The sequence below is a fragment of the Paenibacillus sp. UNC496MF genome (genome assembly GCF_900113915.1).
Taxonomy (GTDB): Bacteria; Bacillota; Bacilli; order Paenibacillales; family Paenibacillaceae; genus Paenibacillus_Z; species Paenibacillus_Z artemisiicola.
Map to the genome: position 1 here is coordinate 124,270 of NZ_FORE01000004.1, position 19,065 is coordinate 143,334.

Sequence of the window (19,065 nt, forward strand, 5' to 3'; positions counted from 1 at the left end):
CATCACCCCCATAAAATAGCGGGAATCGTCGAATGGTATAAGGGAACGCAGCGATAAAACGCTAAAGCGCGCTGTCGCGGCGATGATCAAGATATCGAACGACAACGGCGTCCGGGAATGCGGGCGCACCGCGTACGAGCATGATGAAGGACAACCATACAGAAGTACGGAAAGGCCGTCGCCGCGGTTCGGACCTCGCGGTCGCGCAGCGGCGAAGGGCCGGAAGCACCGGAGGACATCATGAGCGCAATTGCCGGAATTTTCAATTATGACGGCGGACCGGTCACGGAAGAAGACGGCGGCCGGCTGATGGAGGCGCTGCGGCGCTACCCGGCCGACGACGACCGCGTCTGGCGGTCCGGCCCCGTCTTTCTCGGCTGCCGCGTCCAATGGATCACGCCGGAATCGGTCGGCGAATCGCTGCCCTACTACGACGACGGCGGGCAAGTGGCCGTCGCCGCGGACGCGATTCTCGACAACCGGGACGAGCTGTTCGGCCTGCTCGGCATCGAGCCCGGGCGCAGGGGCCGCATGGGCGACGCCGAGCTGATCGCGGCGGCTTATCTGAAGTGGGGCAAGGAAGCGCCGCGCCGGCTGATCGGCGATTATGCCTTCGTCCTGTGGGACGAGCGGAAGCGGCTGCTGTTCGGCGCCCGCGATCTGCTGGGCAGCCGCACCCTCTATTACCGCCGGGACGCGGGGCGCCTCGCGTTCTGCACGGCCGCGCATCCCTTGCTGGAGCTGCCCGGCGCGCGCAAGGACGTCAACGAATCGTGGCTCGCGGAGTTTCTCGCGATTCCGGTCATTCTCGACGCCGTCGACGTGCGCGGCACGGTCTACCGGTCGGTCGAGCAGCTGCCGCCGGCGCATTGGCTGGCGGTCGAGGACGGGCGGTTGACGCTGGAGCAGTACGATGCGCTCGACGCCCCGCGGGAGCCGCTCCGGCTGCGAACGGACGGCGACTACGAGGAGGCGTTCCGCGACGTGTTTCGCGAGGCGGTCTCGTCGAAGCTGCGCACGTTCCGGAAGGTCGGCGCGAGCCTGAGCGGCGGCTTGGATTCCGGCGCGGTCGTCGGCTTCGCCGCCGGACCGCTGCGGGAAGCGGGCAAGACGCTGCAGGCGTACAGCTACCTGCCGGCGCCGGATTTCGCGGATTGGACGCCGCGGAGGCTCGCGGCCGACGAGAGCCCGTTCATCCGCTCGACGGTCGGGCACGTCGGCAACATGGCGTACAGCGGCCTCGACTTCGCGGGCCGGGACTCCTACGGCGAGATCGACGATCTGATCGGACTGCTGGAAGGACCTTACAAGTTCTTCGAGAACTCGTTTTGGATCAAAGGCATTCTGGAACGGGCGCAGGCCGACGGCGTCGGCGTGCTGCTGACGGGAGCGCGGGGCAACTACTCCGTCTCGTGGGGACCGGCCATGGATTATTACGCCCGGCTGCTGCGCGGGCTGCGCTGGGTCCGGCTCTACCGCGAGCTGAAGCAGTACGGCCGGCGCGTCAACGTCGGCCGGTCGCGGCTGCTGCCGGCGATCGGGGAGCAGGCGTTTCCGTTCGCGGCCGGCATCGCGAACCGCCGGCGGGCGACCGCCTCGGAGCCGCGGCTCATCCATCCGGGCTTGGCCGCCAGAACGGGCGTCTACGCCCGGCTGGCCGGCCACGACGTCGGCCTCGAGGGCGCGGACTTCGACGAATTCGCGGCGCGGGCCTACCAATTCGGCGGTCTGGCGTATTCCAATCACCAGGGCACGTCCATCACCAAGTTCTCCTTGCGCTACGGCGTCTGGGAGCGTGACCCCACGGCCGACCCGCGCGTCATCCGGTTCTGCCTGTCGGTGCCGGACGAGCAATACGTCCGCCACGGGATGGACCGCGCGCTCATCCGCCGGGCGACGGCGTCGTACCTGCCGGACGACGTGCGGCTGAACCAGCGCGTGCGCGGCGTGCAGGGCGCGGATTGGCTGCACCGGATGCGGCCGGCCTGGCCGCGCTTCGTCGACGAGCTGCGGCTGCTCTGCCGCGACTCCGCCGCCGCCGGGTATTTGAACGTGGCGCAGGTCAAGGCGTCGCTCGAGCGGATCGGACCGGAGCCCCGGCCGGAGTACGCGTACGACCCGGACGCGCGGCTGTTGATGCGGGCGCTGATCGCTTGGCGGTTTTTGAAGAGCTTGGCTTGAGACCGACGCGCTTTGAAGGGAGGTGAATCAAATGGAACGGAAAGCTTGGCAGGAACTGACGCTGGAGATTTTGGACGTCAGCGCGACGATGGGCGGCCCGAACGGCGTCTTCCCGGACAAGAACGGCAAAGGCGGCCATAACGGCCATCCGCACGACGAATCCTAAGCGGAAGCGATACGCGCACAACCATCGGCCCTTATGCGTCTTCGGCGTATAAGGGCCTTTTCATCATAGATCGGGACATTCCAACGAAGAAAAGGTGAGGAAGATGAATCCAGCGGCACAGGGCAAGGCTTACCGGGCGTTCGGGCTCGGGATCGCGAGCGAGTTCGACCTGCCGGAGCTGCTTCCGGACACGGAGCCGGCCGGCGAGGCGGACGTCCGTATCCGGAGGGAAGATTTGACGGCGATTTGGCAAGAGCGGGCGGAGGCCGACGATTGTTATGCGTTCGGCGACGGCGAATTCATGCTGCGCATCGAAGGAACGGGCATCTACCGGGTCCGGGACGGCCGGGAGATTACCGTCTCGCGAGCGGAGGGCGCCGCGGAGACGGCCATCCGTCTGTACCTGCTCGGTACCTGCATGGGCGCGCTGCTGTTTCAGCGCCAGCTGCTGCCGCTCCACGGCAGCGCCGTCGTGATCGGCGGACGGGCGTACGCGTTCGTCGGCGATTCCGGCGCGGGCAAGTCGACCTTGGCCGCCGCCCTGCTTCAGCGCGGCTATCCGCTGTTGACCGACGACGTCGTGGCCGTCACGCTGACCCGCGACCGCGTCCCGTACGTCATTCCCGCCTATCCGCAGCAGAAACTGTGGCAGGAGAGCATCGAGCGGCTCGGCATGCAGGAGGGCCGTTACGTGCCGCTGTACGCGACGAAGTTCGCGATTCCGGTCGCGCAGCGGTTTTGCAGCGACCCCGTCCCGCTCGCCGGCGTATTCGAGCTCGTGAAGACGGACGGCAGCCGCGCGGAGCTGCGCCGCCTTCGCGGGCTGGAGCGGCTGCCGACCGTCCGCTATCATACGTACCGCCAATTTTTGATTTCCCGGCTCGGCCTGGACCACCGGCATTTCTCGACGTCCGTCTCGGTCGTCGACCGCATCGCGATGTACCAACTCCGGCGGCCGGAGAGCGGCTTCAGCGCGGACGAGCTGGTCGCGCTCGTGCTGGAAGCGGCCGGCGAAGGCGCGGGAATCTCGCACGGATAAGGAGGGGAGCAGACCATGAGGCATTTGCTTCATTATATCGACAAGCTTCGCCGGTACGCCGGCTACAAGCTCTACGTGAATCTGATCGGCATGACGCTGATCAGTTTCCTGGAGGGCATCGGCATCTTCATGCTCGTCCCCGCGCTCGGGCTGATCGGGATTTTCTCGCTGAATACGAGCGGCATTCCGTTCGTGTCCGGACTCGTGGAGCCGCTGAAGGCGATTCCGGAGAAGTCGCGGCTCGCCGTGCTGTTGGGCGGGTTCATCGTGCTCATCACGGGGCAGGCGCTCATGCAGCGCAAGCAGTCGAACCTGAACCTGGAAATCCAGCACGGCTTCATCCGCTACCTGCGCGAGGACCTGTACCGGGGCTTGCTGCAGGCCGGGTGGCCGTTCTACCTGAAGAACCGCCGTTCCGACTTCACGCACGTCATGACGAACGAGCTGCTGCGCGTCAGCATGAGCACGTACCTGGCGCTGCGCCTGACGACGACGCTGCTGTTCACCGCCGTGCAGATCGGCTTCGCGCTGTGGCTCTCGGCCAAGCTGACGGCGATGGTGCTGGTCTGCGGCCTCGCGGTCGCGGTCTATTCCAGCAAGTTCATCAAGCGCTCGAAGACGATCGGGGACGAAACGACGGAGCTGGCGCAGCAGTACATCGGCGGCATGACCGACCATTTCAACGGCATGAAGGACATCAAGAGCAATATGACCGAAGCGCAGCATATGTCGTGGTTCCGCGCGCTGTGCGGCCGGATGGAGCATAACCTCGTGCATTTCGGCCGCACGCAGTCGGCTTCGCAGTTCGTCTACAAAGTCGCTTCCGTCGTGCTGATCTCGCTGTTCGTGTTCCTGTCGCTCGAAGCGTTCAAGGTACCGGCCGAAAGCCTCGTGCTGATCATCGTCATCTTCTCCCGGCTGTGGCCGAAATTTTCGGCGCTGCAGGCCAATTGGGAGCAAATCGCGCAGTCGCTGCCGGCTTTCAAAAGCCTGGCGGACTTGGAGCGGGAATGCTTGCTCGCGAAGGAACTGGCGGATGTGGACGCCGCGCCGGAGGTTAAGCCGCTGCGCATGAACGCGGGCATCGAATGCCGCGGCATTCATTATAAGTACGAGAGCGGCGGCGCGGGATACGCCCTCGAGGACGTCAGCCTGGCGATCCCGGTGAACAGCATGACGGCGATCGTCGGCAAGTCCGGGGCGGGCAAGAGCACTTTGATCGATTTGCTGATCGGGCTCATCAAGCCGCAGGAAGGCGAAGTGCTCGTGGACGGGAAGCGGCTGGGGCAGGAGGACGGCTTCTCGCTGCGGCGTTCCGTCAGCTACGTCTCGCAGGATCCGTTCCTGTTCCACGCGAGCATCCGGGAGAACCTGCTGATCGCGGCGCCGGACGCCAGCGAAGCGCAGATGTGGGAAGCCTTGGCGTTCTCGGCTTCGGACGAATTCGTGCGGGCGCTGCCGCAGGGGCTCGATACGGTGCTCGGGGACCGCGGGGTGCGGCTGTCGGGCGGGGAGAGGCAGCGGATCGTGCTGGCGCGGGCGATTCTGCGCAAGCCGGCGATGCTGATTCTGGACGAGGCGACAAGCGCCTTGGACAGCGAGAACGAAGCGAAGATCCAGCATGCGCTGGACCGGCTGAAGGGCAAAACGACGATTATCGTCATCGCCCACCGGCTGTCCACGATCCGCAACGCGGACCAGGTGCTCGTGCTCGACAAAGGACGCGTCATCCAGCGTGGCGGCTACCAGCAGCTGTCCGCGGACGCCAGAGGCGCGTTCGGCAAATTGCTGGAATTTCAAGCCGGGGCGAACGCATAGCCCCGGCTTTTTTTGCGTGTTCTTCTTCATTGTCGGCGTCCTTCGCCCGGCCGAGCGCTTCCGCGCTTAACCGTTCGCGAGGACGTTCCGTTCCTCCAAATACCCGAGCAGCAGCTGCACCGCTTCCGCCACCGGCATCCGTTCCGTATCGATGACGAGCTCCGGGCTGCCGGGCACGTCGTATTTGGCGCCGATCCCCGTGAAGTTGCGGATCTGCCCGCTGCGCGCCTTCTTGTACAAGCCTTTCGGATCCCGCTTCTCGCACTCCTCGAGCGAGCATTTCACGTAGACCTCGGCGAACTCGCCCGGCGCGAACAGCTCCCGGACCATCCGGCGGTCCTGCTCGTCCGGCGAGATGAACGCCGACAGCACGACGAGACCGGCATCCGCGAACAGCTTCGACACTTCCCCGATCCGACGCAGATTTTCCTTGCGGTCTTCCTCCGAGAAGCCGAGGTCGCGGTTAAGCCCGTGCCGGATGTTGTCGCCGTCGAGCACGTACGAGCCGATGCCCCGGTCGTGCAGCGCCTTCTCGAGCGTCAGCGCGAGCGTCGACTTGCCGGCGCCGGATAGGCCGGTGAACCACAGCGCGAGGCTGCCGTGGCCGTTTCTTCGGTTGCGGTCCTGCCGCGTCACCATGGACGGCTGCCAAGTGATGTTGCTGCTCTTCTGTTCCATGCTGTCATCTCCTCCGTATGCGGTTAGCCGCTCTCGTACTTATTCTAGCACAGCCCGGGGCCGAAGTTGCCGCCGCCCGCAAGAATGAGGCTTCCGGACCGGGTCCGGATAGCGCCTCCGGGCCGCCGTCCGGAAAATTTCGGGAAGCGGCGTCTTTTTTCCGTTTTTGTATTCCTCGCGCCGGCTATGTCTGCTAAAATATACGGGCAACAAGACTATTCTCGCACATCGCTACTGGGGGGCTTCCGGCTTGTCGTCCGCACCGCTGCTTACCTTTCTTTCGCCGCCGCTGCCGTATTTCATCGAGTCCAATCGCGGAACGTATTCGAAAGGCGGCGAGCATCCGAATCGCCGGAACATCGGCGTGTTTGACCTGCTCTTCGTTCACAGCGGCACGCTGCACATCGGCGAGGAGTCCGATACCTGGGAAATCGGCCCCGGCCAAATGCTGATTCTGCGGCCGGACCTGTGGCATTATCCGACCAAGCCCTGCACGGAAGAGACGGTGTTCGACTGGGTTCACTTCCAGACGGCCGGGCCGTGGGAGGAGCACGAAGGGAACAGCTGCGGCTCCCTTCGCGGCGACTACTACTCCTACGCCATTCGGCTGCCGAAGACGATGACGGTCTCGTATCCGGAGGAAGCGATCTCGCTCTTCGGCAAGCTGCACGACGCGGCGCTCGGCACCTCGCATGCCGCCTTCTGGCAGCGCCAGCAGTGGTTCCTGCACCTGCTGCAGCTGTTCGACGAAGGCTGGCGGAGCGACGCGGCGAAGGCGCCGATCTCCGTCGCCGAGGAAGCGGCCGCCTACTTGAAAATGAATTTTCGCACGACCGTGACGAACAGCAAGCTCGGCGAGGTCATGGGGCTTCACCCCAACTACATCGCGCGCTGCATGGGCGAGGTGTTCGACTGCACGCCGCAGCAGTATTTGCTCGCGTACCGGATGGATCAGGCGAAGCTCATGCTGATGAAGACGAACTGGCCGATCTCGCGGATCGCCGACGAGACCGGCTTCAAGCAGACGCCGCATTTCTCCCGCTCGTTCGCGGAGCATGTCGGCATCACGCCGCTCTCGTACCGGAAGCGGTTCACCGGGACGTCGCTGTCCCGGCCGAACCGGCCGGACGAGGAAGACGAATAGGCCGGGCGGTCCGCACGCGGACGCCGGCGGCGAAAGAAGCACGGACGCCTCGTCCGTGCTTCTTTGCGCTGTCTGCCGGAAGATGGCCCGGCGGCTGCGGTGCTGTCGGCCCGTCGAAGACAGCGCGCCTGCGGCGGTTCGTCCGGCTGGATGTCTGCCCGGCGCCTGCCTCCCGGGGCAGCGTGCTCGAGACGGCGAGCCCGGACGCCGGGCGAACAACGGCCGGTCCGTTCACGGCGCGTCAAGCCAGCGGAACCACCGGCCGTGGGCGTCCGTCTCGGCGGCCGCAAGCCGCTGCGCGCGGCCGCCTGCATGACGGTCCAGACGGAGCAGCGCGTCGCCCATATTATTATAGAGATGATAGACGGCGCGCTGCTCGGCGATGGCCTCGAGCCGTGCCAGGAATGCCTGCTTCTCTTCCGGCGAGAACTGATTGGCGACGTGCGTGTGGAAGACGACCAGCGCCGCGTCCCCCGGCATCTCCGCGGCCGCTTCGCCGAGCAGCGCGATCGCGTCGCCCTCGACGAGAAGCGGCGGCTGCGCCTTCAGGCAGGCGGCGGCCTTCGCGAGGTTCGTCCGCCGTTCGCGGTGTTCCGGCCAGACGAGGGCCTGCAGCCACCGGTAATCGTCCTCCCGGCGCAGGTCGCTCACGCGCAGGTCGATCCCGACGCGGGCGGCCACGGGCGGGCTGCGGCGACAGAGGAACGGCATCGTCCCGCCGCGAGGCTCCGACTTCAGCGCGAGGGCGGGGAACGGGCTGCCGCAGCTCCCGCCCGTGCCGTAATCGTACGCGTAGCGGTCCCACAGCAGGTTAAGTCCCGCGCTCGCGCCGGCCTCGACCAAGGCGAGCGGCTTGCCGGCGTCGCGGTGGATCAGGCAGAAGGCGGGATACAGGAAGGCGCAGCGGTTCACCTCGTTCGTCTGGACGCGCCGCGTCCCGATGAGCCGCGCGAGCGCGCCTCGCCTCGCGCGGCAGTAAGCCTTGAACGGCCGGACGGCGAGCTCGGGGTCGCCGGGGTTCGGCGTCAGGCTCGGATAGAAATACCGGAGCGGATGCTCGTCGCCCCGGAGGAGCAGGTCGTGGACGGCGCCGAACAGCATGTTCGGGGGCAGCTGGCCGGGCTGTGCCTTGGACGCGAGCTCGAGCAGCTCCGGATCCTCCGCGACGGCCAGCGAGAGCCGTTCGTAGAGCGGGCTGGAGCCGCGGAAGCAGCGTTCGGCGAAATACCGGAACAAGTCCGGCAGCGGCTGTGGCAGCGGCATTGGGGAGAGGCCTCCTTGTCAGAGCGGATGGTATACGTAGTATATACGCTGATGTCGATAAACGGAATTTTAACTATTTTATGCGACTTATAAAATAAGTTGATCGCTTTTCGCGGCATCGGCGATATAAGCGAACGCAAAAAGGTCTCCCCTCCGTTAACGGAGGGGAGACCTTTTTGCGTTCATGCGACAACGGGCGGCATTCGCGGCGGAGATTCGGCGCATCGTCCTTAAACCGGCGTCACGGCCCAAAGCCGAAACGCCGCCTGCTTATCCTGAACCGGCTTCCGGCCCCGGTTCTCTAGCCCGCCTGCCCGCCCGGCTTACAGCGCCAGCGTCAAAATTTCCTTCACGTCTTCCTCGTTCAGCTTCTTGAAGCTGCCGATCGGGCCGAACAGGACCGCTTCCCGCGCCATGACGTCCAAGTGCTCTTCGCCGATGTCGTAGAAGGACAGCGTCGCCGGCGCGCCGATCCGGGTGAAGAACGCGCGCGTCGCGTTGATGCCGGCGAGCGCCATGTCTTCGTCGGACTTGCCGCCGCGCTCGATGCCCCAGACGCGCTCCGCGTACTGCACGAACCGGTCGATTCGCGAATCGTACACGTAGCGCATCCAGTTCGGGAACACGATCGACAGGCCGGCGCCGTGCGGAATGTCGTAGATCGCGCTGATCTCGTGCTCGATGCCGTGGGACGCCCAGTCGTTGGCCATGCCGACGCTGATCAGGCCGCCGTTCAGCGCCATCGTGCCGCACAGCATCAGATTGGCGCGCGCCGCGTAGTCGTCCGGCTTCTCGAGCGCCTTCTCCGCGTTCTCGATGACCGTGAGCAGAATCGATTCGCACAGCCGTTCCTGCAGCGGCACGTCCGTCGTCAGCGAGAAGTACTGCTCGAACACGTGCGACATGATGTCGACGACGCCGTTCACCGTCTGGTCGCGCGGCACGGAGAACGTAAGCGTTGGGTCAAGAACGGAGAAGCGCGGGTAAGTATGTATGCTGCCGAACGAACGCTTCTGCTTCGTCTCCCAGTTCGATATGACGGCGTTGCCGTTCATTTCCGAGCCGGTGGCCGACAACGTCAGGACGGAGCCCATCGGCAGCGCGTCCGCGATCTTCGCCTTGTGCATGAAGAAATCCCAGACGTCGCCGTCGTAGCGCGCGCCCGCCGCGATCGCCTTGGCGGCGTCCAGCACGCTGCCTCCGCCGACGGCGAGCACGAATTCGACGCCTTCCGCGCGGCACAGCTCGATCCCGCGGCGGACGGACGTCAGCCGCGGATTCGGCTCGATGCCGGACAATTCGACGACCTTGGCGCCGACGGAACGGAGCTGGTCCATGACTTCGTCATACAGGCCGGTTCTTTTTATGCTTCCGGATCCATATACAAGTAAAACCGTCTTTCCGAAAGGCGCGACCAGGCCCCCGAGCTGCGACACGGTCCCTTTGCCGAATACGATTTTCGTCGGGTTGTGAAAAGCGAAATTGTGCATGCTGCACCTCCAAAATGGTTTCGAACCTCTTTATCTTAGCGATTCCAAAAACCCGAAGTCAAGCCGTCCGGCGAGGGAGCGCGCGATGGCCCGCATGAAGCGGAGCGAGGCGAAGAAAGCGGCTTGACGAGATTGCCGCGTCCCTTTTATAATAGTTCATATACGAACAGTTCTTTGTCGAACTATGTAAAATCGGTGTCGAACGGACGAAGGAGAGAAGGCGATTGGACTATTCCGATCCGAAAGTGAAACAAGCCGCCGACGTGCTGCAATCGTTCATGGCCGTGACGCGGGCGGCCTCCGAGTTCACCCGCCGCAACGCGGAGAGCCTCGGGCTTACCCTGCAGGGCATGGCCGTCGTCAACACGCTGCACCGCGACCCGGGCCTGACGCTGAAGGAGCTGACCGAACGGCTGCACGCCTCGAAGAGCACGCTCAGCGTCAGCGTCGAAGGGCTGGTGCAGGCGGGCATCGCGGAACGGACGCAGGCGGAGGGCAACCGCCGGGAGATTAACGTGAAGCTGACGCCGAAAGGCGAGGAGCTCGCGAGCCGGTCGATCCGGCAGGCGTATTCGTACCGGGCGATGGCGGCCGCGCTGGAAGCGCTGGACGAGGGGCAGGTCGGCGCGCTGCTGGACGGGCACAGGCGCATTTTGGACGCGCTCGAGGCGTATGAAATCGACATGGAACGCGTCTAAAGACCCGGATTCCCAAGCTGCAAGAATTTTCTGAAAATAAGTGCCAAGACCGGGCGGGGCGTGTATAATGGAACCATGGTCGCGCTGCGTCAGCATTTTTGACAAAACCTTTACAAAGACGCTACATATAGGAGGTGGATGGCACTTTATGGCGAACGCGGCAACGATCGGAATCTCTTTGCGCGATTTGTTTCTCTTCAATAACGGCGATCTCTATCACAGCTACCGCACATTCGGTGCGCATCCCATCCGTCTGGCCGACGAGCAGGGCGTGCGCTTCGCCGTATGGGCGCCGAACGCCCGCAGCGTGCGGGTCGTGGGCGACTTCAACGGCTGGGACGGCAAGCGCCACGTGATGGAGCCGATCGGCGATACGGGCGTTTGGAGCCTCTTCGTTCCCGATTTGGATACGGGCACGGTCTATAAGTACGAAATACATACGCAGGACGGGGCGAAGCGGCTGAAATCCGATCCGTACGCGTTCCAGGCCGAGCTGCGGCCGAACACCGCGTCCGTCGTGGCCGACTTGTCCGATTACGCGTGGAAGGACGCCGCCTGGCAGAAGCGCAAGCAGGAGGTCAGCCCTTACCACGAAGCGATGCTCGTGTACGAGGTTCATCTATCCTCCTGGCGCAGCTGGGGCAAGGAGCTTTTCTGGACGTACGAGGAAATCGCGGACGAACTCGTCGATTACGTCGCCGACATGGGCTACACGCATATCGAGCTCCTCCCGGTCACCGAGCATCCGCTCGACATGTCCTGGGGCTACCAGGTCATCGGCTATTACGCCGCCACGAGCCGGTTCGGCACGCCGCAGCAGCTCATGTACCTGATCGACCGGTGCCATCAGAAGGGCATCGGCGTCCTCTTGGATTGGGTCCCCGGCCATTTCTGCAAGGACGACCACGGGCTTCGCCTGTTCGACGGCACGCCGATCTACGAAGGCGCGGACGCGAAGCGGGCCGAGAAGCCGCTGTGGGGCACGCTGGCCTTCGACTTCGGCCGGACGGAGGTCCAAAGCTTCCTGATCTCGAACGCCGTCTTCTGGATGGACGTCTACCATATCGACGGCCTTCGCGTGGACGCCGTCGCCAGCATGATCGACCTTCACTTCGACAAACCCCCCGAAATGTTCACGTTCAACGCCTTCGGCGGAAACGAGAACATCGACGCCATCCGCTTCCTGAAGCGGCTGAACGAAACGGTGTTTCGCTATTATCCCGACGCGCTCATGATCGCGGAGGATTCCTCTTCCTGGCCGGCCGTCACGTCCCCGACGTACATGGGCGGACTCGGCTTCAATTTCAAGTGGAACATGGGCTGGATGAACGACATGCTCCGCTATATGGCGCTCGATCCGCCCGAGCGGATGCGCCACCACAATTTGATTACCTTCTCGCTGCTTTACGCCTTCTCGGAAAATTACGTGCTGCCGCTCTCCCACGACGAAGTCGTGCACGGCAAAAAGTCGCTGCTGAACAAAATGTCGGGCCCGTACGACCAGCGCTTCGCGCAGCTGCGCCTGTTCTACGGGTATTGGATGACGCATCCCGGCAAGAAGCTGCTCTTCATGGGCGGCGAATACGGCCAATTCGACGAATGGAAATACGACGAAGCGCTCGATTGGAAGCTGCTGCTGTACCCGAAGCACGCGGCCATGCACGCTTACGTCAAGGCGCTGAACCGGGCCTACGGCGAAGAGCCTTCGCTGTGGGAACGGGACTGCGATCCCGGCGGCTTCGAGTGGATCGACGTCCACAACGCCGCCCAGAGCGTCATCGTCTTCATGCGGCGCGGCCATGCGGCGAACGACTTCTCGGTCGTCGTCTGCAACTTCTCGTCGAACCACTATCCCGAGTTCCGCGTCGGCGTTCCCGAGCCCGGCCGTTACCGGGTGGCTTTGCACAGTGAGGCGGCAGCTTTCGGCGGTGCCTTGGCACATGCGCCGGAAGTCCTATACAGCACCAAGACATCCTGGCATGGAAGGCCCGGCAGCCTGCTGCTCGATCTACCGCCGCTTTCGTTTCAACTGTTCGTGTTTGCCCCAGGGGAACATGGCCGCAGCGAACGCTTTTCCGCTTTGCATGGAAGGACGTAAGGCACAATTTGCGCTGCAGCGGGCCGCTGACAGCCGAGAAGGAGAAGGTGTCCATGGGCAGAAAAAGAATGATCGCCATGCTGCTAGCCGGAGGCGAGGGCAAGCGTCTCGGCGTGCTGACGAAAGACCTGGCCAAACCCGCGGTTCACTTCGGCGGGAAGTACCGCATCATCGATTTCACGTTAAGCAACTGCGCGCATTCGGGCATCGACACGATCGGGGTGCTGACGCAGTACCAGCCGCTCGTGCTCAACACGTACCTGGGCATCGGCAGTCCGTGGGGCTTGGACCGGAGAGACGGCGGCATGGCGATTTTGCCGCCGTACGTCAAGTCGAAGGGCGGCATGTGGTATAAAGGCACCGCGAACGCCATTTACCAGAACATGGGCTTTATCGACCTCTATGAACCCGATTACGTGCTCGTCATTTCCGGCGATCACATCTATAAAATGGACTACGATCTCATGCTGCGGGAGCACGAAGAGAAGGGCGCCGACGTCACGATCGCCTGCATCGAGGTCGCCTGGAAGGAAGCGAGCCGCTTCGGCATCATGCACGTGGACGACGACGGCGCGATCGTCAATTTCGAAGAGAAGCCGAAGGTGCCGACGAGCAATCTGGCGTCCATGGGCGTCTATATTTTCTCGTGGCCGGTGCTGCAGCAGTATTTGATCCGCGACGAAGCGAACAAGCATTCCGGCAACGACTTCGGCAAGGACATCATCCCGGCCATGCTGCATGACGGCGTCCGCCTGCAATCCTATACGTTTGGCGGCTATTGGAAGGACGTCGGCACGCTCGAGAGCCTGTGGGAAGCCAACATGGACCTGCTGTCCGAGCAGCCGGCCCTCGACCTGCACGACCGCGACTGGCGGATCTATTCCGTCAATCCGAACCGTCCCGCGCACTACGCGGCGGCGACGGCGGAGATCGCCGACTCCCTCGTGACCGAAGGCTGCTTCGTCGAAGGGCTCGTCCGGCGCTCCGTGCTGTTCCACGGCGTGCAGTCCGGCGTCGGCAGCGAAATCCGCGAATCCGTCGTCATGCCGAACGCCAAGATCGGCAAAGGCGCCCGCATTTATAAAGCCATCATCGGGGAAGGGGCGATCATCGCGGACGGGGCCGTCATCGGCAGTCCGGACGGCGAGACCGTCACCGTCATCGCCAGCGACGAGCTCGTCGACGTCAATTCCACGCTGCAGGAGGTAAAGCACACATGAATTCCGCGATTTTGGGCGTCATCAACCTCATTCACGAATCGGACGAGATGGAATCGTTGACCGCGAGCCGCTGCCTGGCCACGGTGCCGTTCGGGGCGCGCTTCCGGCTGATCGACTTCACGCTGTCGAGCATGGTCAATTCCGGCATCAACAAGGTCGGCGTCTTCGCCCAGACGAAATACCGTTCCCTGATGGACCATCTCGGCTCCGGCAAGCATTGGGACCTCCACCATCGCCAGAGCGGGCTGTTCATCATGCCGCCGGTGACGGACGACGTCAACGAGGTGCGGCGGGGCGATCTTTACCACTTTTACCAGCACCGCGATTTCTTCGCGCGCAGCACGCACGAATACGTGCTCGTCGCGCGCAGCCATATGATCTGCAATCTCGATTTCGAAGGAGTGCTGGCCTCGCATAAGGCGAGCGGCGCCGACATTACCGTCATCTGCAAGGAGCAGACGGAGCTGTTCGGCGGCCGGGCGCGCAAGGTGCAGGTCGACGAGCGGGGGCGCGTCACGGCGATGCAGGATCATTTCGGCCGGATGGAGAGCGACCTCGTCTCGATGGAGATGTACCTGATGCGCAAGGAGCTGCTGCTGGAGCTGGTCGACACGTCGCTCGCCCAAGGCCGGGACCATCTGGTCCGCCACGCGATCATGTCCCGCGTCGACAAGCTGCACATCCAATGCTTCGCGTTCGAAGGTTATCTCGGCGTCGTGAACACGCTGAACAGCTATTACCAGAACAGCATGCAGCTGCTGCGGCCAGAAGTGTGGAAGAGCCTGTTCTACGAGCCGGGCCCCGTCTTCACGAAGGTCAAGGACGAACCGCCGGCGCGCTACGCCGAAGGGGCGAAGACGATCAATTCGCTCGTCGCGAACGGCTGCATCATCGAGGGCACGGTCATCAACAGCATTTTGTTCCGGGGCGTGCACGTCCGCAAAGGCGCGGTCGTGCGCAACAGCATCGTCATGCAGAACGGCGTCATCGGCGAGAACAGCTCCGTCAACCACGTGATCTTGGACAAAGACGTGACGGTCGAGCGCAGCCGCGAGCTGTACGGGGCGGAAGCGTCGCCGTTCATCGCGATGAAACGGAGAGTCATCTGATTCGACTCCGCAATAAACGGCCGCGTCGGAGAAGCCGCGGCCGCATTCGAGGTGAAAGAAACGATGAAAATCTTATTCGCTGCTTCCGAAGCGGTGCCGCTCGTCAAAACGGGCGGCCTCGCCGACGTGGCGGGCGCGCTGCCGAAGGCGCTCCGCGAGAAGGGCGCCGACGTTCGCGTCATCCTGCCCAAATACGGGACGATTCCGCACGAGCTGGCGGAGAAGTTTGAACCCATCGCGACGTTCCGGGTGCGCATGGGCTGGCGGAATCAGTACTGCGGCTTGCTGAAGGCCGAGCTCGACGGCGTCGTCTACTATCTGATCGACAACGAGCAGTATTTCAAGCGGAGCGGCTTGTACGGCTACGACGACGACGCGGAGCGGTTCGTCTTCTTCTGCCACGCCGTCGTCGAATCGCTGTTCCATTCCGATTTCGTGCCCGATATCATCCACTGCCATGACTGGCAAACCGGGCTGATCCCGTTCCTGCTGAAGACGCGCTATCGGTACGAGCCGGGCACGCGCGACGTGAAATCGGTCTATACCATCCATAACTTGCGCTACCAGGGCGTCTTCGGGCGCCAGCTGCTAATGGACCTGCTGGGTTCGGGCGAGGAGCTGTTCGGCTCGGAGGGCATCGACTTCCACGGGGCGGGCAACTGCATGCTCGGCGGCCTGCGGTACGCCGACAAGCTGACGACGGTCAGCCCGTCCTACGCGCAGGAGATCCAGACGGAATACTACGGCGAGAAGCTCGACGGCCTCCTTCGCTGGCGGGCGGGCGATCTGAGCGGCATCGTGAACGGCATCGACACGTGCCTGTTCGATCCGATGAACGATCCCGCGCTGGCCGTGCCGTACCGCGGCTCGCTGCCGCGCAAGCGCAAGAACAAGCTGGCGCTGCAGCGCGAGCTCGGCTTGACGGAGTCCGAGGACATGCCGCTCATCGGCATCGTATCGCGGCTGGTCAGCCAGAAGGGCTTCGACCTGATCGAGGCGGTGCTGGAGCAGATTCTGTCGGAAGACGTCCAGCTCGTCGTGCTCGGCTCCGGCGATTGGCACTACGAGCAGATGTTCCGCCGCGCGGAGGCAAACCGCCCCGGCCAAGTGGCGACCTGGTTCGGCTTCAACGACGGGCTGGCCCGCCGCATCTACGCCGGAAGCGACCTGTACCTCATGCCGTCGCAGTTCGAGCCCTGCGGGCTGAGCCAGCTGCTCGCGCTGCGCTACAAGTCCGTGCCGATCGTGCGGGAGACGGGCGGCCTGCGGGACACGGTGCGCGCGTACAACGAATATACCGGCGAAGGCAACGGCTTCAGCTTCACGAACTACAACGCGCACGACCTGCTCTACACGGTCCGGCGGGCGATCGGCTTTTACCGCGATTCCGAGACGTGGCAGCGCATCGTCGCGAACGGCGCGAAGGACGATTACAGCTGGACCCGTTCGGCGAAGGCGTATCTGGCGCTCTACGCGTCGATCGTGCCGCAGCGAGAGGAGAGTGACGCATGGCCCGTCACCTCGTAATCGGGAACGGCAAGATTCTGATGAATCTGGACCGCAACTGCTACATACGGGATATTTACTATCCGTTCGTCGGGCAGCTGAACCACGTCGGCGGCCAGTACTGCCGGTTCGGGCTGTGGGTCGGCGGCCAATTCTCCTGGCTGGAGGATCCGGAATGGCAGTTCAAGCTGTCGTACGTGGCGGACTCGCTCGTGACGAACGTCATCGCCCGCAACGACCGGCTCGGCGTCGAGCTGCACATGAACGACGGCATCCACCAGCGCGAGAGCATCTACATCAAGCGCATCCTCGTCCGCAACCTGGGGACGGAGGCGCGCGAATGCCGGCTGTTCTTCCACCACGATTTGATGATCGACGGCTCCGAGGTCGGCGATACGGCGGCGTATTATCCCGAGAACCATACGCTCTTCCATTACAAGCGTTCCTCGTACTTCATGTTCAACGGCTTCTCCGACGAAGGCGGCATGATGCAGTACACGACGGGCATCAAGCGGTTCCAGTCCGCGGAGGGCACGTGGCGCGACGCCGAGGACGGCAGCCTGATGGGCAATTCCATCGCGCAGGGCTCGGTCGACAGCACGATCAGCTTTCGTACCGCGGTCCCGCCCGGCGGCGATCAGACGGTCTACTACTGGATGTCGATCGGCAAAAACCTCGAGGAGGTCAAGTCGCTCAACCAGTACGTTCAGGACAGCCATCCGGAGAAGCTGCTCAGCCGGATCGTCATCTATTGGAATCATTGGCTGCAGCGGGCGAAGCAGAACCTCGGCGACCTGCCGGCGGAGGTCGTCAACCTGTACCGCCTCAGCCTGCTGATCGTCCGGACGCAGACCGACGAGCGCGGCGCGATCATCGCCGCGAACGATACCGATATTTTGCAGTACAACCGCGACCATTACAGCTACATGTGGCCGCGGGACGGCGCGCTGATCGCGGACGCCATGTCGGCCGCAGGCTTCCAGAGCGTGATCGCGCCGTTCTTCCATTTCTGCGCGCAGGCGCTGTCGCCGGACGGCTATCTGTTCCATAAGTACAACCCGGACGGCACGGTCGGCTCCAGCTGGCATCCTTACATCGTCCAAGGCAGCCGGCGCCTGCCGATCCAGGAGGACGAAACCGCGCTCGTGCTGTTCGCGCTCTGGAAGGACTATACGCGCCATCAGGTCATCGAGCTGCCGCAGGCGCTGTACAACAACCTCATCCGGAAGGGCGCGCTGTTCCTGAGCCAGTACATCGAGCACGCGCTGTCGCTGCCGAAGCCCAGCTACGACCTGTGGGAGGAGCGTTACGGCATCTGGACGTACACGGCGTCGTCCGTGTACGGCGGCCTGATGGCGGCGGCGTTCTTCACGGAACTGTTCGGCGATTACGAGCGGAGCGATCATCTCCGCAATACCGCCGAGGGCATCAAGCAGGGCATCCTGAAGCATCTGTGGGACGAAGAAGCGGGACGCTTCGCGCGGGGCTTGATCCAGAAGGACAACCGCTGGGTGAAGGACATGACGCTCGAAAGCAGCCTGTTCGCCGTCTGGGAATTCGGCGTGCTTCCGGTCGAGGACGAACGCGTCGTCAAGACGATGCACGCGATCCGCGACGGCCTGACGGTCAAGACCCACGTCGGCGGCGTGGCGCGCTACACGAACGACTACTACTTCCAGCAATCGGGCGACATCGAGAACGTTCCCGGCAACCCGTGGGTCATCTGCACGCTGTGGGTCGCGAATTTCGAGATCGAGTCGGCGCAGTCGCTCGCCGACCTGGCCGCGCCGCGGAGGACGCTGGAGTGGGTCGTCCGGACGGCGCTGTCCAGCGGCGCGCTGCCCGAGCAGCTGCATCCGAACGACGGCAGCCCGCTGTCGGTCGCGCCGCTCACGTGGTCGCACGCGACGTACGTGCAGGCGGTGACCCGCTACGCGGAGAAGTACGCCGAGCTTTCGAAGGCGAGCGACGGCGCGGGTGCCGGTCCGGTGGCGGAATAGCGGCGCCGCAGCTGCGCGCGATGGCGGCCTGTCGACCGTCGCGATGCGCCGGCGAGCGCGCAATAAGCAAGGCAGCGGAGCGATCCGCTGCCTTGTTTGACTTTGCGCCCGAGGCGCGCGGCGCCAGCGGACGCGGGCGAGGCGAAGAGCGCCCGAGCGCGGGCCGGCGGTCGGCCCGGCTTGGCGGCCGGGGGCCGCGACCGCCTGCGACTCGATGCGGGAGGGGGCGCGGCGCCATGCCTGCCGAAAAAAATAGGCGCCGCCCCCCTTGCGCTTTCGTTCCCGCCTCCTTATAATAGGGAACCAAAGCTTCATACCCGGCGAGAACCAAAGACACGGTTCCCACCGGCGGGCTGCCCAGAGAGAGGGATGATCGCTGCGAATCCCTTCCGTCCCGCGGTGCGAATTACCACTTTGCAGCCGTCACGTTGAACCCGCCGACTCGGTGTCGCGGCTGTAAACGGAACCGGATCATCCCCGTTAGCGGATTCCAATAAGGACCTTGTCATCTCTGCGCATGCGGCGCGGGGCGCAAGGTCGAATGAGGGTGGAACCACGAGCCGAACGCACTCGTCCCTTTCCGGGCGAGATGCGTTTTTTTGCGTTCACGCGGCTTGAAACGGCCCCCTTCGCCAAGGGGCGTGCCCGCGTTTCG

The 19,065-nt window shown here is 64.0% G+C and carries 14 protein-coding genes; 11 read left to right on the forward strand and 3 right to left on the reverse strand.

The annotated features are described in order from the left end of the window. The first annotated feature begins 240 nt into the window (after positions 1-240). From BMZ79_RS00585 to BMZ79_RS00595, 4 genes are all read left to right on the forward strand, one after another. Entirely contained in the window at positions 241-2,181 is a 1,941-nt protein-coding gene (locus BMZ79_RS00585; RefSeq protein WP_090635679.1) for an asparagine synthase-related protein, read from the forward strand. A 31-nt stretch (positions 2,182-2,212) separates the two neighbouring features. After that, positions 2,213-2,347, forward strand: coding sequence for a paeninodin family lasso peptide (locus tag BMZ79_RS33490; protein WP_143088858.1), 135 nt, complete (start codon positions 2,213-2,215; stop codon positions 2,345-2,347). A 103-nt stretch (positions 2,348-2,450) separates the two neighbouring features. After that, positions 2,451-3,386, forward strand: a complete 936-nt coding sequence (locus BMZ79_RS00590; protein ID WP_090635681.1) for an HPr kinase/phosphorylase — start codon at positions 2,451-2,453, stop codon at positions 3,384-3,386. Positions 3,387-3,401: 15 nt separating this feature from the next. Next, on the forward strand, positions 3,402-5,204 hold the full coding sequence (locus BMZ79_RS00595) for an ABC transporter ATP-binding protein (RefSeq protein ID WP_090635682.1): 1,803 nt from the start codon (positions 3,402-3,404) through the stop codon (positions 5,202-5,204). A gap of 66 nt (positions 5,205-5,270) precedes the next feature. Here the strand turns inward: BMZ79_RS00595 and cysC are convergent, their stop codons facing one another. After that, positions 5,271-5,882: an adenylyl-sulfate kinase gene (gene cysC / locus BMZ79_RS00600; RefSeq protein ID WP_090635684.1), complete on the reverse strand. Its 612-nt coding sequence runs from the start codon at positions 5,880-5,882 to the stop codon at positions 5,271-5,273. A gap of 250 nt (positions 5,883-6,132) precedes the next feature. Between cysC and BMZ79_RS00605 the strand changes: the two genes are divergently transcribed. Beyond that, the gene (locus BMZ79_RS00605) at positions 6,133-7,026 is read left to right on the forward strand and encodes a helix-turn-helix transcriptional regulator (RefSeq protein WP_090635685.1); all 894 of its coding nucleotides are present in this window, start codon (positions 6,133-6,135) and stop codon (positions 7,024-7,026) included. A 231-nt stretch (positions 7,027-7,257) separates the two neighbouring features. Here BMZ79_RS00605 and BMZ79_RS00610 read toward each other — a convergent pair whose 3' ends face one another. Together BMZ79_RS00610 and BMZ79_RS00615 are read right to left on the reverse strand one after the other, a co-directional pair. Then, the gene (locus BMZ79_RS00610; RefSeq protein ID WP_090635687.1) at positions 7,258-8,289 is read right to left on the reverse strand and encodes a DUF2332 domain-containing protein; all 1,032 of its coding nucleotides are present in this window, start codon (positions 8,287-8,289) and stop codon (positions 7,258-7,260) included. A gap of 323 nt (positions 8,290-8,612) precedes the next feature. Continuing rightward, the gene (locus tag BMZ79_RS00615; RefSeq protein WP_090635688.1) at positions 8,613-9,779 is read right to left on the reverse strand and encodes an iron-containing alcohol dehydrogenase; all 1,167 of its coding nucleotides are present in this window, start codon (positions 9,777-9,779) and stop codon (positions 8,613-8,615) included. A gap of 224 nt (positions 9,780-10,003) precedes the next feature. Between BMZ79_RS00615 and BMZ79_RS00620 the strand changes: the two genes are divergently transcribed. The 6 genes from BMZ79_RS00620 (at position 10,004) to BMZ79_RS00645 (ending at position 18,410) form a co-directional block, all read left to right on the forward strand. Next, positions 10,004-10,477 carry a MarR family winged helix-turn-helix transcriptional regulator gene (locus BMZ79_RS00620; RefSeq protein WP_090635690.1) on the forward strand — a complete coding sequence of 158 codons (474 nt, stop codon included), beginning with the start codon at positions 10,004-10,006 and terminating at the stop codon, positions 10,475-10,477. Between the two features lie 148 nt (positions 10,478-10,625). Continuing rightward, the gene (gene glgB / locus BMZ79_RS00625; RefSeq protein ID WP_090635691.1) at positions 10,626-12,575 is read left to right on the forward strand and encodes a 1,4-alpha-glucan branching protein GlgB; all 1,950 of its coding nucleotides are present in this window, start codon (positions 10,626-10,628) and stop codon (positions 12,573-12,575) included. Between the two features lie 53 nt (positions 12,576-12,628). After that, on the forward strand, positions 12,629-13,795 hold the full coding sequence (locus BMZ79_RS00630; protein WP_090635693.1) for a glucose-1-phosphate adenylyltransferase: 1,167 nt from the start codon (positions 12,629-12,631) through the stop codon (positions 13,793-13,795). After that, positions 13,792-14,904, forward strand: coding sequence for a glucose-1-phosphate adenylyltransferase subunit GlgD (gene glgD / locus BMZ79_RS00635; RefSeq protein WP_177221937.1), 1,113 nt, complete (start codon positions 13,792-13,794; stop codon positions 14,902-14,904). Before BMZ79_RS00630 ends, glgD begins: the two co-directional genes overlap by 4 nt. Positions 14,905-14,967: 63 nt before the next feature. Next, positions 14,968-16,431, forward strand: a complete 1,464-nt coding sequence (glgA, locus tag BMZ79_RS00640; protein WP_090635695.1) for a glycogen synthase GlgA — start codon at positions 14,968-14,970, stop codon at positions 16,429-16,431. Next, positions 16,413-18,410 (forward strand): glycoside hydrolase family 15 protein, encoded by a 1,998-nt coding sequence (locus BMZ79_RS00645; protein WP_090635696.1) that lies wholly within the window; start codon positions 16,413-16,415, stop codon positions 18,408-18,410. The genes glgA and BMZ79_RS00645 overlap by 19 nt, the downstream gene beginning before the upstream one ends. The last annotated feature ends 655 nt before the right edge of the window (positions 18,411-19,065 follow it).